The following is a 14,697-nucleotide window of genomic DNA, read 5'->3' on the forward strand; positions in this document are numbered from 1 at the left end:
GTCCTCTGCTGTGCTGGGGTCTCCGTCGGCCGGCGCCCGTAAGGACGCCGGCCGGCGACTGCGAGTCATATGGACCAGATGGTGATCATCTCTTTCGTACGACGACGAAGTCCGCGAGCGCAGTGAGCTGCGCCCGCACGGTTTGCGGCATGTCGACACCGTGCAGCACCTCTATGGCGACCGCATGCTGACGACGGGCCTCCTGGGCGGTCCACTCGCGGCCGCCCGCCTCCTCGATGAGCGCCGCACGGGCGGCGAACTCCTCCTCGGAGAAGCTGTCGAAGTCGCTGCTCTTGGCGTCGGCGGCGAGCAGTTCGCCGAGGCGCTCGGAGGCCGGTCCGCCCGCGGCCAGCGCGGCGACGACCGGCAGGGACTTCTTGCGCTGGCGCAGATCGCTCCACGTCTGCTTGCCGGTGGACTCGGGGTCGCCCCAGATGCCGAGCAGGTCGTCGACGGCCTGGAAGGCGAGCCCGAGGTGGTGGCCGTACGCCTCCAGGGCGTCGGCGGTGCGGTCGTCGGCGCCGCCGAGCACCGCGCCGATGGAGCAGGCGCAGGCGAGGAGGGCGCCGGTCTTGTTGCCCTCCATCTCCAGGCACTCCTCGACCGTGACGCGCTCGCGGTGCTCGAAGGAGATGTCCTGGGCCTGCCCGTCGATGAGTTTGCGGGTCGCCGACGTCAGCCTCCGGGCCGCGCGCCCCGCCTCGGGGCTGCCGAGCTCCAGCAGCACCTCGTTGGCGAGGGCGAACAGGGCGTCGCCGACCAGGATGGCCTGGGCGGGGCCGTGCACCTTCCACACGGTGTCGCGGTGGCGCCGCTGCTCGTCGCCGTCCATCAGGTCGTCGTGCAGCAGCGAGAAGTTGTGCACGAGTTCGACGGCGACGGCGCCGGGGACGCCTGCCTCGGCGGCAGCGCCGGCCGCCTCGGCGGACAGCAGGGCCAGCGCCGGGCGGACGGCCTTGCCGCCGTCGCCGTCGGCGGGCCTGCCCTGGGCATCGATCCAGCCGAAGTGATAGGCGGCCACGGTGTCCATGGGCGGTGCGAGCCTGTCGACGGCGGCCCGGAGCACCGGCGTGGAAAGGGCCCGTCCGCGCTCCAGAAGCGCGGTGACGTCCGTGGTGTCCGCCACGGTGTCGGAAGCCGGATTCGCCGGGGTCACTGACTCTCCTCTTGTTCCGGTGGTACTGCTCATGCCGCCTCCTGCAGCGGATGTTCGTGGGGGCGGCCGAGCGCCAGGAGCGCGGCGTCCGCGGCGCCCGCACCGCTGCGGACCGCACCCTCCATCGTGGCGGGCCAGCCGGTGGCGGTCCAGGCGCCTGCCAGGAAGAGTCCGGGGGTGCGGGTGAGCGTCCCGGGGCGCAGTCGGCCGACGCCGGGGGCGGGCGCGAAGGTCGCGGTGCGCTCGCGGGTGACGAAGAAGTCGCGGATGCCCGCGCCGCGGGCGGCCGGCAGCAGCCGCTCCAGCTCCGGCAGGTAGCGGGCCCGCAGTTCGGCGACGGGCAGTTCGATCTCGTCATCGGCTGCGGACTGGGAGACCGCGAGGTACTGGCCGGGGCCGGTGAGGCCGGATGCGTCGGTGCGGTCGAAGACCCACTGGACCGGCGAGCCCAGCGCGGCGAAGAACGGCCGCTTGAGGACCTTGCGGTCGTAGACGACGTGGACGTTGAGGATCGGCGAGGTGCCGATCTCCAGGAGCCGGTCCGGTTCGTCGAGCGCGCCCTCGGGCAGCAGGGCGTGGGTCTCGCGCTGCGGCACGGCCAGCACGACGGTCTCCGCCTCGATCTGTTCGGCGCCGGTGTCGACCAGCCAGCGGCCCTCGTCGGTGCGGGTGAGCCCGTGGGCCTTGGTGCGCAGTTCGGTGCGCACGCCGGCGGAGCCGAGCGCCTTGCGGCTCATGGTGTCGTGGATGTCTCCGAGCGGTACGGAGGCCCAGCCGATGTCGGCGGCGCCCGGTTCGGAGAGCAGCCCGGTCTTGAATACCTTCGCGGCGAGCGCGAGCGAGGAGTTCGGCGCGGTGGCGTTGAGCGTGGCGACGCCGACCAGGTCCCAGAGCGCCTCGATGGTGCGGGGCGACTGGCCGTGGCGGGCGAGCCAGCTGCCGAAGTCCTCGGCGTCGAGCGCGGGGTCGTCCGGGTCGAGGCGGCCGAGGGCCAGCGCGGCCCGTGCGACGCCGGCGCGTTCGGCGAGCGACAGGTGCGGGTATCCGGCGAGGCCGGCGGCGAGGTGCAGCGGGACCGGGAGCGCGTTGCGGCGCAGCCGTCCCAGCCGGGGCCCCGAGGGACGGCCCACATCGAGAACGGGCACGTCCAAACGGTTTTGCAGGGGTGCCATGCGGGCGCCGTCGACCCGGTCCAGGAACCAGCGGTACGCGGTGCAGCAGCGCAGGTAGACGTGCTGGCCGTTGTCGACGGTCAGCCCGCCGCGGCGGAAGGAGAAGGCGAGCCCGCCGAGCCGGGGGCGGCCTTCCAGCAGGGTCACGTCAAGCCCGGCGTCGGCCAGGCGCAGGGCCGCCGTGACACCGGCGAGCCCGCCGCCGATCACGACCGCGCGGGACGAACGCAGGGCGTCGTCACTCATGCGTCCCCCTCTCACCGGCTGTCTCCCGTCGGGCCTGCTCAGTCAGGGACGCGGTGGCCGGGCCGGGGGTTGCCCGCGGTCCGTACCGTTCATCCTTGATGCACATGGTGCGCGAGATGTGGCTGAGGCGCATTCAGACACGCCCTCGGGCCGTGCGCCTTGAGATGTGCCGGGCGTCGAGACCGGACAGGCCGCGCACCGCGACGTACGCCTTCTCGTGGCCGGGCAGCGAGACGCGGCCGCGCAGCACCGCCTCGGGGTCGCGCTCGATGCGGTCGAGGAGCCTGCGGTAGATGCCGGCCATCGCCGCGACGCAGGCGCCGCTGCGGCGGTCGAGCATCGGGAGGAGGCGGTAGCCCTCGGCGAACAGGGCGCGGGCGCGCCGCACCTCGAAGTGGACGAGGCCGGCGAAGTCGGAGCCGGGCGGCGGGGTGGCCCGCTGGAAACCCGCGGAGCAGCCGAACTTGGCGAGGTCGTCGGCGGGCAGGTAGGTGCGGCCGTTGCCCGCGTCCTCGCGTACATCGCGCAGGATGTTGGTCAGCTGGAGGGCGAGGCCGAGCGTGTCGGCGTACTCCGGGGCGCGCTCGGCGCCGGGTGCGCCCCGTTCCGTACCGAAGATGCCGAGGCTCAGGCGGCCGATGGCGCCGGCGACGCAGCGGCAGTAGACCTTGAGGTCGTCCCAGGTCTCGTAGGTCGCGCCGCGCACGTCCATGAGGACGCCGTCGATCAGCTCGTCGAGTCCTTCGAGCGGCAGGGGAAACCTGCGGGCGGCGTCGGCGAGCGCGACGGCCACCGGGTCGGTGTCGTCCTCGTCGACCGCTCCGGACCGGACGCGGTCGAGCAGGGTGCGGGTGTTCTCCAGGCGGACGCGCTTGGTCTCCGGCTCCAGCTCGCCGTCACCGATGTCGTCGACGCGACGGGAGAAGGCGTACAGGGCCGACATGGCCTGCCGCTTCTCGGCCGGCAGCAGCCTGATGCCGTACGCGAAGTTACGTGCCTGCTGTCCGGTGACGGCCTCGCAGTAACTGTATGCGGCCTGTACCGGTGCCGACATGTACGTCGTCTGTCCCTCCACGGTCCGGCTCATCCCTCTCTACGCGCTTCTCGCAAGACAACTCCCACTTCGCGCAGCAGGCTGGGCTTGGTGGGTCCGGGCGGTCCGGGCAGTACGTCGAATCCGGCGGCCGCGATCGCGGTGAGGGCGGCGCGTCCTCCTCCCACGAATCCGGCGAGAAGCAGCCTGAGTCTGCCGTGGACGCTACCCACGAGGGGGGTGCCTTCATTCAGCAGATCCCGGGCGCGTTCTGCTTCGTACGCGATCAGGGAGCGGACCGAGGCGTCGGCGGTGGGTGCCGCGAGGCCGGACTCGGTGACGTGGAACCGGGCCATGTCCTCGGCCGGCAGGTAGACGCGGTCGCGGGCGAGGTCCTCGGCGACGTCCTGGAGGTGCTCGACGATCTGCAGCGCGGTGCACACGGCGTCGGAGCGGCGCAGCCGTTCGGGGCTCGCGGTGCCGGTGAGCTGGAGGACCAGGCGGCCGACGGGGTTGGCGGAGAGCTCGCAGTAGGCGAGGAGCTCCTCGTACGTGCCGTAGCGGCGGACCTTCTGGTCCTGCCGGTTGGCCTCGATGAGGCGGAGGAAGGGTTCGGGGGTGAGCGCGCGGTCGCGGGCGGTGGGGCGCAGCGCCCGCAGCAGCGGGTGGTGCGGGGTCTCGCCGGTGGTGGCGAAGACGCGGCGCAGGTCGCTCTCCAGCGCGTCGAGCATCGCGAGCCGGTCGTCCGCCTGCGCGGCGTCGAGCCCGAGGTGCACGGCGTCGGCGCCGCCGGGGGCGAGATCTCCGTCGCCGATGTCGTCGACGAGCCGGGCGAAACCGTAGACGGCCATCAGGTCGTCGCGCCAGGCGCGCGGCAGGAAGAAGGGGGCGACCGGGAAGTTCTCGTGCGCTGCCTTGTCGAGGGTTCCGGATGCGGCGGTATCGAGCCGCGCCTGCCGGGTACGGGTCACTGCGGACCGCCCTGCGCGGGGACGGCGTGAGCACCTCGGAGCTGGAGATCTTCCGTCATAGCCGTCACATCTCCCGTTCTACACTGCTGACCCAAAACATCCCATTCCGGACACGCCGCCCACCCTCCCGAGTGCCGAGGACGACTCCGGGCCGTCCACCCAGGCGGTATCGCCCCACTTGCGGCGAATCAGCACCGGTACAGCTTACGTTGTACAACGCTCATCCAAACGCGGGGGTACGGGCGGTACGCGACCGGTCCCGTGGCCCGCGTCAACTTTCCACCCGCCGGACCGCGTTCACGTCATCCGGCGGTAGGAGATCGCGACGGACGCCGTACGACGAGGCGTGGACGCCCGGACTCCGGTCCGCGGGCCGGACATGGCTCGGCCTCCGCCGGAAGGGTCCGGCGGAGGCCGCCCGGTGCGGGACGCGGGGTGCGTCCTACTTGCCCGTCTCGCGCTCGTAGGCCTTCAGGACCTCATCGGTCGGGCCGTCCATGAGGAGCTCGCCCTTCTCCAGCCACAGCACCCGGTTGCAGGTGTCCCTGATCGACTTGTTGCTGTGGCTCACCAGGAAGACCGTGCCGGCCTCCTTGCGCAGCTCCCGGATGCGCGCCTCGGAGCGGATCTGGAACTTGCGGTCACCGGTCGCCAGCGCCTCGTCGATCATGAGGACGTCGTGGCTCTTGGCGGCGGCGATGGAGAAGCGGAGGCGGGCCGCCATGCCGGAGGAGTACGTCCGCATGGGCAGCGTGATGAAGTCGCCCTTCTCGTTGATCCCGGAGAACTCGACGATCTCGTCGTAGCGCTCGCGGATCTCCTCGCGGCTCATGCCCATCGCGAGGCCGCCGAGCACGACGTTGCGCTCGCCGGTCAGGTCGCTCATCAGCGCGGCGTTGACACCGAGCAGCGAGGGCTGGCCGTCCGTGTAGACGCTGCCGCTCTCGGTCGGCAGGAGGCCGGCGATGGCGCGGAGCAGCGTCGACTTGCCGGAGCCGTTCGTGCCGATGAGACCGATCGCCTCACCCCGGTAGGCGGTGAAGGTGACGCCGCGCACGGCGTGGACCTTGCGGACGCCGCGCTCCTCGCCCTTGCCGCGGCGGAGTATCCGGCTCAGTGCCGCGGTGGCGCTGCCCTTGCCGCCGCCACCGCCGTTGACGCGGTACACGATGTGCACGTCGTCGGCGATCACGGTGGGGACGCGCCCCGCGGTGTTGTCGTCAGCCACGGCCGTACCGTTCCTCTGCCTTCCAGAAGTACACGAAGCCCACGAGGCCCACGACGACCGCCCAGGCGAGGGCGACCAGCCAGACGTGCGCGGGCAGGTTCTCCGAGCCGTACCCGTCGATCAGGGCGAACCTGACCAGGTCCATGTAGATGGCCGCCGGGTTGTACTGGAGCACGTCGGTGATCCAGGCCGGCTTGTCCTCCAGCATCACCGGGATGGAGAACATCACCCCGGACGCGTACATCCAGGTACGCATCACGAACGGCATCAGCTGAGCCAGGTCGGGGGTCTTCGCCCCCATCCTCGCCATGGCGAGCGCCAGTCCGGTGTTGAAGAGGAACTGCAGCGCCAGCGCGGGGATCACCAGCAGCCACGAGAGCCGCGGGTAACTGCCCCACCCGACGGTGACCGCGACCAGCACGATCATCGAGTACAGCAGCTGCTGGAGCTGCTGGAGCGAGAAGGAGATGGGCAGCGAGGCGCGAGGGAAGTGCAGCGCCCTGACCAGGCCGAGGTTCCCGGAGATGGCCCGTACGCCGGCCATCACCGAGCTCTGGGTGAAGGTGAAGACGAACACCCCGGTCACCAGGAACGGGATGAACACCTCCTGCGGGATGCCCTTCTTGGTGCCGAGGATCAGGCCGAAGATGACGAAGTAGACCGCGGCGTTCAGGAGCGGGGTCGCCACCTGCCACAGCTGGCCCAGCTTCGCCTGGCTGTACTGGGCGGTCAGCTTGGCCCGGGAGAACGCCAGGATGAAGTGGCGCCGCCCCTTGAGTTGGCTCACGTACTCGCGGAGTCCGGGCCGGGCACCGCTGACGGCGAGGCCGTACTTCGCAGCCAGCTCCGCCGCGCTCAGGGCGTCGTCGGCTGATGGCGGGCTGCTCACGGCAACCGCACCACCATGGGTTGTGTCACTCACCAGAAGAAACTCTCGTATTCAAAATGCGCAGCCAGTCGCGGGCGCGGCTCAGGCGGACAGGTCCCGACAAGAAAAAAATACGCCTCATGTTCCCAGAGGCGAGCCCCTCAGATCACCGGGGGGCGGCCCAGCCTGGTCAGGCGCCACACCGTACGCCACTTCATCGGGCGGCGCGGTCCGCACGGGGTCCGCCAGCCCTCCCGGAAGCCGCCGAACCAGGCCTTCAGCGCCTCGCCGGACGGCCTGCGCAGCAGGGTCAGCAGCATCCACACCCCGAGGTACACCGGGACGAGGGGCGCGGGAAGGTTCCGCCGGGCCAGCCAGACCCGGTTCCGGGCCACCATGCGGTGGTAGACGGCATGGCGGGACGGGGCCGTGGTGGGGTGGTGCAGCACCATGTCCGCGCGGTAGTCGATCAGCCAGCCGGCGTCCAGCGCCCGCCAGGCGAGGTCCGTCTCCTCGTGCGCGTAGAAGAAGTCGCCCGGCAACGGGCCGACCTCGGCCAGCACCCGGGTGCGCACCGCGTTGGCCCCGCCCAGGAACGTGGTCACCCGCGAGGAGCGCATCGGGTCGGCGGCCCGCAGCCGCGGCACGTGCCGGCGCTGGGTGACCCCGGTCTCGGGGTCCGCGATGCGGAAGCTGATGATGCCGAGCCGGGCGTCCTCGGCGAACGCCTGCCGGCACAGCTCCGCGGTGTCGGTGAGGGGCAGCAGCCCGTCGTCGTCGAGGAAGAGCAGAGCGTCCACATCGGCGCCGGAGGGCCCGAAGGCCTCGATGCCGACGTTCCGGCCGCCGGGGATGCCGAGGTTCTCGGGCAGCTCGACGGTCCGCACGCCCGGGGGGACGTCGGGAACCGGCGAGCCGTTGCCGACGACGACCACCTCGATCCGGTCGCCCTCCTGGGCGGCGACCGAGTCGAGCAGGGCGCGCAGCTCGGCCGGGCGGTTGCCCATGGTGATGATGACCGCGCCGAGTTTCATGGGTGTGCTCACTTCAGCCTGCTCGATGCCAGGACCGACACGAGGTGCAGCAGGGTCTGGAGCAGGGCGATGCCGGCCAGGACCGCGACCGCGAGGCGGCTGAAGAAGAAATCGTCCCGCACCTCGTCGAGGACGGCGGCGACCAGGATGACCAGCGACGCCTCGACGCACAGGATGAGCCGGTGGAACTTGAGCGCGCCCGCGGCCCGGCGGGCGAACGCCATGCCGGAGGAGCGCGGCTCGGAGGCGGACTCCTTGACCGGCGGCAGCCCGCCCTGGTGGCGGGCGACGCCGACCAGGTCCGTCTCGGCCTTGATCAGGATCGCGCCGAGCGCGGCGAGCGTACCGAGAAAGGCCCACAGCCAGTCGATGCGGCCGGTGCCCCACAGGTCCGCGGCGCGCAGGCCGAAGCCGACGAGGACCGCGGCGTCGCACAGGTAGGCGCCGACCCGGTCCAGGTAGACGCCGCCGAGCGAGTACTGCTTCTTCCAGCGCGCGATCTCGCCGTCCACGCAGTCGAGCAGCAGGTACATCTGCACCATGACGACGCCGAGGACCGCGCCCCAGATACCGGGAACGAGCAGCGCCGGGGCGGCGAGCACACCGGCGATCGTCATCAGATAGGTCAGCTGGTTGGGCGTGACCCTGGTGTTGACCAGGTACCGGTCGATGCGCAGCGAGATCTCGCGCATGTATATCCGGCCCGCCCAGTGCTCACCGCTGCGCCGGTCCTTGACGCCCGGCGGGTGAACGACCGGGCGGAGTTCAGCTACTGATGGTCTTGGCATAGTCGGCGTACGCGTCCCTGATCTGGTCGGTGGACAGGCTGAGGTGTTCCAGGACCGTGAAGCGTCCCGGGCGGGTCTGGGGGGCGTATTCGACGGCCCGGACGAACTCGTCCGCGCTGAAGCCGATCTCCTCGGGCGTGACCGGCAGGCCGTGCCGGCGCAGGACCTCGGCGAAGAGGCCGGACTCGTCGGCGGCCCCGCGCAGGTGCATGGCGAAGGCGGCGCCGAGGCCGACCTGCTCGCCGTGGCTCGCGGCCCGCTTCGGGAAGAGCAGGTCGAACGCGTGGCTGATCTCGTGGCAGGCGCCGGACGAGGGCCGGGTGTCGCCGCTGATCGAGATGGCGATGCCGGAGAGCACCAGGGACTCGGCGAGGACGGTGAGGAACTCGTCGTCGGCGACGGTGCCGGGGTGACGCAGTACGGCTTCGCCCGCGGTACGGGCCATGGCCGCGGCGAGCCCGTCGATCTGCTCGCCGTTGACCTGGTGCGAGAGTTCCCAGTCGGCGATGGCGGAGATGTTCGAGATCGCGTCGCCGATGCCTGACCGTACGAAGCGGTCGGGGGCCTCGCGGATCACCGACAGGTCGATCACCATGGCGATGGGCATGGGGACGCCGTAGGAGCCCCGGCCGTTGTCGTTGTCCAGGGTGGCGACGGGCGAGCAGAGGCCGTCGTGGGCGAGGTTCGTGGCGACCGAGACCAGCGGCAGGCCGACCCGGGCCGCGGCGTACTTGGCCACATCGATGATCTTGCCGCCGCCGAGGCCGACCACGGCGTCGTAGCGCTTGCCCTTGATGTCGTCGGCGAGCTGCACCGCGGCGTCGATGTTGCCGCCCGCGACGCAGTACCAGTCGGCGCCGGGCAGCGCGGGTTCCAGCTTCTCGCGCAGGGCCGTGCCCGAGCCGCCGCTGATCGCGATGGCGAGCTTGCCGGAGGCGGAGATCCGCTGGTCGGCGAGGAGGCCGGCCAGGTCGTGCATGGCGCCCCGGCTGATGTCGACGAAGACCGGGGACGGGATGAGTCGGGTCAGTACCGGCACGCGATCGCCCGGCCCTTCTCGAGGTCGTCGTGGTTGTCGATCTCGGCCCAGCTCACGTCACCGATGGGGGTGACGTCCACGGTGACGCCGCGGTTGACGAGCTCCTGGTAGCCGTCCTCGTAGTAGAGGTCCGGGTCGCGCTCGAAGGTGGCCTTCAGCGCGTCGGCCAGCTCCTCGGCGGCCTCGGCCTCGATGAGGGTGACGCCGATGTACTCGCCGGTGGCCTCGGACGGGTCCATCAGCTTCGTGATCCGGCGGACGCCCGCGCCGTCCTCCACGACGACCTTCATCTCCTCGTCCGCGAGGGACTTCACCGTGTCGAGGGCGAGGATGATCCGCTTGCCGTCACCGCGCGCGGCCAGCAGCGTCTTCTCGACGGAGACCGGGTGCACGGTGTCGCCGTTGGCGAGGATCACGCCGCGCTTCAGCACCTCGCGGGCGCACCACAGGGAGTAGGCGTTGTTCCACTCCTCGGCCTTGTCGTTGTCGACGAGGGTGAGCTTCAGGCCGTACGTGGCCTCCAGCTCCTCCTTGCGGTCGTAGACGGCCTCCTTGCGGTAGCCGACGACGATCGCGGCCTCGGTGAGCCCGATCTCGGCGAAGTTGGCCAGCGTGAGGTCGAGGACCGTCTTGTCGCCGTCCACCGGCACGAGCGCCTTGGGGAGCGTGTCGGTGTAGGGGCGCAGGCGCCGTCCGGCGCCGGCTGCCAGTACGAGGCCGATCATGCGGGTTCTCCTTCGTCGTGAACGGCGGGGGCCCCGGAGGAGGCCCAGAAGCGGATGGACTCCACCACCACGATCGCCGCGACGGCCACCGCGAGCACGGTGAGTGCGGTGGTGAAGCCGGAGGCTCCGGTGAGGGCGGCGGCGAGCACGGCGACGACCAGGGTCCGGCCCTCGTGTCCGCCGGTCGTGAGCACCAGCCACTGGGGCGGGGCGCCGGTGCCGCCCCGGATGCGGTACACCGTGTCGTAGTGATGGTAGGCGACGGCCGAGACCAGTCCGAAGGCCGCGGGGAGCGCCCCGTCCATGTCGCTGCGGGCGGCCAGGACGAGGATCGTGCAGTACTCCGCCGCCCGGAAGAACGGGGGCAGGAGCCAGTCGAGCGCGCCCTTGAGGGGGCGGGCCACGGCCAGGCCGGAGCAGACCGCGTAGAACACGGCGGCGACGACCGTCTGCCGGCTGCCGAAGGGCTGCTGGAGCGCGGCGGCGATCACCGCGCCGGTGCCGACGAGGGCTATCACGGGGGCGCTCCAGGCACCGCGGATCTTCGGGCCCCGGGCGGCGATCAGCTGGGCGATCGGGCCGGAGTCCGTGAGGTCGGCGAGGGCCTGCACGGCCCGGTCGGTGCGCCGGGCCGCGCGGGTCAGGGACCGCAGGAGGCGGCCTGCGGTGGTGTAGCAGGCCGCGAAGGCGCAGCCGACCAGCAGGGCGTAGAAGACGATGCGCGGGGTGGTGAGCGCGGTGAGTACGGCGATCATCGCCCAGCGCTCACCGATCGGGAGGATGATTATCCGCCGCAGCCAGACCGTCCAGCCGACGCTGTCGAGCTTGTCGGAGAGCGCTGCCGTGGGGCTGGAATTCGCCACCGCGTCGTGGTTGGCCTCGGTGAACGAGAAGTCTATGACGTGGCGGCAGGACTGGAGGACCATCGCACCGAGCGCCAGTGCCCAGACGTCGTCGCCGCCGCGTGCCGCGCCGAGGGCGAGTCCCGCGTAGTAGGCGTACTCCTTGGCGCGGTCGAAGGTGGCGTCCAGCCAGGCGCCCATCGTGGAGTACTGGAGGGAGTAGCGGGCGAGCTGTCCGTCGGTGCAGTCCAGGACGAAGGAGAGCAGCAGCAGGATGCCCGCCGCGACGTACCCGCCCCGGGTACCGGTGGCCGCGCAGCCGGCCGCCACCAGCGCGGTGAGCAGGGACGCGGTGGTGACCTGGTTCGGGGTGAGGCCCCGGCGGGCGCACCAGCGGGCGATGTAGCGCGAGTACGGGCTGATGAAGTAGGTGGTGAAGAAGCCGTCGCGGGCCTTGACCGCGCTGCGCAGCCGGACCGCCTCGTCGTCCACGGCCTCGACACCGGCGCGGGCGGCGGCGCGGTCGGCCTCGTTCGTGGGCACGGTGGCGACGAGCGAGCCCAGCTCGGGGCGCTGCACCTGGGTGCCCTCGGCCTCCATGACCGCGGCGAGCCTGCCGGGCACGGTGCGGTCGGTGACCGTGGCGGTGGCTCCGGCGGCGGACACCCCGGCGCCGACCGCGTCGGTCGTGGCGTGCAGGGCGCTCACCAGGGCGGGACGCGCCTCGGCCTGTGCGGTGAGGGCGCCGGGCACGGCCGCGGCGGGGAAACGAGGGTCGGTCAGGGCGAGCCGGAGGGCGTGTCGGTGGCCGACGAAGCGGGGGTCGACGAGGGCGACCCGCTGTGACGCGGGGACGGCGGCCAGCAGCGCGGCCGCTTCGGTGACGTCGACAGCGGCGTGAACGTCGAATCGCAGCGACCGGAGATCGTCCTCGAGTGAGGATCCGGGCAGCGGAGCACCTGTGAGAATGGCGGTCGACAGACGAACTCACTCCTTGGGTGCTGACACGGACCGGCACGCGACAATGCGGCCTGAAGCGGCCGGCGGCATGTCGGCAGAGGCTATCGGATGAACAGAAGCACGAGTTCACTGCCCGTTTGCACTCCGTTCCGGGCGGCGCCGGATGTTGCGCGCCGCCCGCGATCATCATCGTCGATGGCCGCGTCGCCTGACAAAAATCCGGCCGGGCCCTCCCCCGCGTCCGGCTGCACCGGTGTCCCGGCAGCGCTCTGACCTGCAGTCGTTTTCGCAGGTCAGAGGATATGACAACGGTGTTCAGTGCCGTGTTGCCCGATACCCCCCGCCCGTAGTTGACTGGCAGGGCCCGGGCCCGCGAGGCCCGGACCCGCGAGACGACCGGGAGGCGTCCCCATGGGGGCAGGGCACGATCACGGACACGCACACGGCGTACCGGCCGGCACGGCGGCCGCCGCCCACAAGGGGCGGCTGCGCATAGCGCTGTGCATCACGCTGACGGTGACGGTCATGGAGATCGCCGGGGGCGTGGTGTCCGGCTCGCTCGCCCTGATCGCCGACGCGGCCCACATGGCCACCGACGCCCTGGGGCTCGGGCTCGCCCTGCTGGCGATCCACTTCGCCAACCGGCCCGCCGGACCGAACCGCACCTTCGGCTTCGCCCGGGCGGAGATCCTCGCGGCCCTCGCCAACTGCTGCCTGCTCCTCGGGGTGGGCGGATATCTCCTCTTCGAGGCGGTCCAGCGCTTCATCGACCCGGCCGAGACCCGGGGCGGGCTCACGATCGCCTTCGCCCTGGTGGGCCTAGTAGCGAACGCGGTGTCGCTGACGCTGCTGACGCGCGGACAGCAGGAGAGCCTCAACGTGCGCGGCGCCTATCTGGAGGTGCTGGCGGACACGCTCGGCTCGGTGACGGTGCTGATCTCGGCGGGCATCGTGATGACGACCGGCTGGCAGGCGGCGGACCCGATCGCGTCGCTGGTCATCGGCCTCATGATCGTGCCGCGTACGGTGCGGCTGCTGCGCGAGACGCTGAACGTGCTCCTTGAGGCGGCGCCGCCCGGTGTCGACATGGGCGAGGTGCGCGACCACATCACGGCACTGCCCGGCGTGCTGGACGTCCACGACCTGCACGCGTGGACGATCACCTCGGGCATGCCGGTGCTCTCCGCGCATGTGGTGGTGCAGCAGGACCTGCTGGACTCGATCGGCCACGAAAAGCTGCTGCACGAGCTCCGGGGCTGCGTCGGCGACCACTTCGACGTCGAGCACTGCACCTTCCAGCTGGAGCCGAGCGGCCACGCCGAGCACGAGGCGAACCTCTGCCGCTGAACCCGGGGCGCCAGGAGCCCGAGGTGTAGGGTTTCGCGGACGTGTGCGGGCGGACATGCCAGGGTCCGAAGTGCGGACAAGCCGCTTTTGTACGGCAGACTTGAGCGGACTCGACGGGACCGGCGCACGGGGCCGGGACCACAGCGAAGGATGGGTATGCCGAGCACACCAGTCACCGCGGCGAACACCTCGTCGAACGGCACAGTGGAAGCGATCATGCTCGAACTGGTCGACGAGAACGGCACCACCATCGGCACGGCGGAGAAGCTCGCCGCCCATCAGGCGCCCGGACAGCTGCACCGCGCGTTCTCCGTGTTCCTCTTCGACGAGCAGGGCCGGCTACTGCTCCAGCAGCGCGCCCTCGGCAAGTACCACTCCCCCGGTGTCTGGTCCAACACGTGCTGCGGCCACCCCTACCCGGGCGAGGCGCCCTTCGCCGCCGCCGCCCGGCGTACGCACGAGGAGCTGGGCACCTCGCCCTCGCTGCTGGCCGAGGCGGGCACCGTCCGCTACAACCACCCGGACCCGGCGTCGGGCCTGGTGGAGCAGGAGTTCAACCACCTCTTCGTGGGCCTGGCGCAGGAGCGGCTGCGTCCCGATCCGGAGGAGGTCGGCGGGACGGCCTTCGTGACGGCGGCGGAGCTGGCCGAGCGGCATGCCCGGGAGCCGTTCTCGGCGTGGTTCATGACCGTGCTGGACGCCGCCCGGCCCGCGATCCGCGAGCTGACCGGGGATGCCGCCGGCTGGTAGGCCGTACGGCTGAAGGGGTCAGAGGGCGGTGCTGCTGAGCGGCAGGGCCGCCCAGATGACCTTGCCGCCACCCGCGGTGTGCTCGACGTCGCACGTGCCGCCCGCTTCCCGGGTGATCTCGCGGACCAGCAGCAGGCCCCGCCCGCCGGTCTGCGCGTAGTCGGTCTCCAGCGCGGTGGGGCGGTAGGGGTGGTTGTCCTCGACGGACACCCTGACCCATTCCTCGCCCACGGCCACCTCGACGGCGAGCTCGGGCGAGAGCAGCGCCGCGTGCTTCACGGCGTTGGTGACCAGCTCGGAGACGATGAGCAGCAGGCCCTGGGTGATGTCGTCGTCGATCGGCACGTTCTGGCGCTTCAGCAGGTCGCGCACGGCGTGCCGGGCCTGGGGTACGGAGAGGTCCGTGGCCGGGGCGGTGAACCGCCAGACCCCTTCGTACGGCACGGGCCGGGCGGGGATACTCCCGCGGCTCTCCATAGTCCGGTACCCGCTCTCCACTCGAAGTGACTTCACGTCGAGTACAGGGTGGCGGGCGAGG

General features: G+C 71.5%; 14 protein-coding genes. 2 read left to right on the forward strand and 12 right to left on the reverse strand.

Annotation, left to right across the window (positions count from 1 at the left end; genetic code table 11):
* Nucleotides 1-85 precede the first annotated feature (85 nt).
* The 11 genes from BLW14_RS03360 to BLW14_RS03410 form a co-directional block, all read right to left on the reverse strand.
* Entirely contained in the window at nt 86-1,189 is a 1,104-nt protein-coding gene (locus BLW14_RS03360) for a polyprenyl synthetase family protein (protein ID WP_177153888.1), read from the reverse strand.
* On the reverse strand, nt 1,186-2,574 hold the full coding sequence (gene hpnE / locus BLW14_RS03365) for a hydroxysqualene dehydroxylase HpnE (protein ID WP_093704143.1): 1,389 nt from the start codon (nt 2,572-2,574) through the stop codon (nt 1,186-1,188). Before hpnE ends, BLW14_RS03360 begins: the two co-directional genes overlap by 4 nt.
* Before the next feature lie 133 nt (nt 2,575-2,707).
* The gene (gene hpnD, locus BLW14_RS03370) at nt 2,708-3,661 is read right to left on the reverse strand and encodes a presqualene diphosphate synthase HpnD (RefSeq protein WP_093704145.1); all 954 of its coding nucleotides are present in this window, start codon (nt 3,659-3,661) and stop codon (nt 2,708-2,710) included.
* The gene (gene hpnC, locus BLW14_RS03375) at nt 3,658-4,578 is read right to left on the reverse strand and encodes a squalene synthase HpnC (protein ID WP_093704147.1); all 921 of its coding nucleotides are present in this window, start codon (nt 4,576-4,578) and stop codon (nt 3,658-3,660) included. The genes hpnD and hpnC overlap by 4 nt, the downstream gene beginning before the upstream one ends.
* 442 nt (nt 4,579-5,020) lie before the next feature.
* Nucleotides 5,021-5,806 (reverse strand): ABC transporter ATP-binding protein, encoded by a 786-nt coding sequence (locus BLW14_RS03380; RefSeq protein WP_093704149.1) that lies wholly within the window; start codon nt 5,804-5,806, stop codon nt 5,021-5,023.
* Entirely contained in the window at nt 5,799-6,728 is a 930-nt protein-coding gene (locus tag BLW14_RS03385) for an ABC transporter permease (RefSeq protein WP_093704151.1), read from the reverse strand. The genes BLW14_RS03380 and BLW14_RS03385 overlap by 8 nt, the downstream gene beginning before the upstream one ends.
* A 107-nt stretch (nt 6,729-6,835) precedes the next feature.
* Nucleotides 6,836-7,708 carry a glycosyltransferase family 2 protein gene (locus tag BLW14_RS03390; RefSeq protein WP_177154198.1) on the reverse strand — a complete coding sequence of 291 codons (873 nt, stop codon included), beginning with the start codon at nt 7,706-7,708 and terminating at the stop codon, nt 6,836-6,838.
* Nucleotides 7,709-7,716: 8 nt separating this feature from the next.
* Nucleotides 7,717-8,496: a CDP-alcohol phosphatidyltransferase family protein gene (locus BLW14_RS03395; RefSeq protein WP_093704154.1), complete on the reverse strand. Its 780-nt coding sequence runs from the start codon at nt 8,494-8,496 to the stop codon at nt 7,717-7,719.
* Nucleotides 8,474-9,535: an iron-containing alcohol dehydrogenase family protein gene (locus BLW14_RS03400; protein WP_093704156.1), complete on the reverse strand. Its 1,062-nt coding sequence runs from the start codon at nt 9,533-9,535 to the stop codon at nt 8,474-8,476. The genes BLW14_RS03395 and BLW14_RS03400 overlap by 23 nt, the downstream gene beginning before the upstream one ends.
* Nucleotides 9,523-10,260 (reverse strand): phosphocholine cytidylyltransferase family protein, encoded by a 738-nt coding sequence (locus tag BLW14_RS03405; RefSeq protein ID WP_093704158.1) that lies wholly within the window; start codon nt 10,258-10,260, stop codon nt 9,523-9,525. Before BLW14_RS03405 ends, BLW14_RS03400 begins: the two co-directional genes overlap by 13 nt.
* Nucleotides 10,257-12,083, reverse strand: a complete 1,827-nt coding sequence (locus tag BLW14_RS03410; RefSeq protein ID WP_093704160.1) for a DUF5941 domain-containing protein — start codon at nt 12,081-12,083, stop codon at nt 10,257-10,259. The genes BLW14_RS03405 and BLW14_RS03410 overlap by 4 nt, the downstream gene beginning before the upstream one ends.
* Nucleotides 12,084-12,473: 390 nt before the next feature.
* On the opposite strand from BLW14_RS03410, the gene BLW14_RS03415 reads away from it, so the two are divergent.
* Entirely contained in the window at nt 12,474-13,409 is a 936-nt protein-coding gene (locus tag BLW14_RS03415) for a cation diffusion facilitator family transporter (protein ID WP_093704162.1), read from the forward strand.
* Nucleotides 13,410-13,565: 156 nt separating this feature from the next.
* Nucleotides 13,566-14,159: an isopentenyl-diphosphate Delta-isomerase gene (gene idi, locus BLW14_RS03420; protein WP_093704164.1), complete on the forward strand. Its 594-nt coding sequence runs from the start codon at nt 13,566-13,568 to the stop codon at nt 14,157-14,159.
* Between the two features lie 18 nt (nt 14,160-14,177).
* On the opposite strand, the gene BLW14_RS03425 is transcribed toward idi, so the two are convergent.
* On the reverse strand, nt 14,178-14,636 hold the full coding sequence (locus tag BLW14_RS03425) for an ATP-binding protein (protein WP_093704166.1): 459 nt from the start codon (nt 14,634-14,636) through the stop codon (nt 14,178-14,180).
* Between the last annotated feature and the right edge of the window lie 61 nt (nt 14,637-14,697).

This window comes from Streptomyces sp. 2131.1, from assembly GCF_900105515.1.
Taxonomy (GTDB): Bacteria; Actinomycetota; Actinomycetes; order Streptomycetales; family Streptomycetaceae; genus Streptomyces; species Streptomyces drozdowiczii.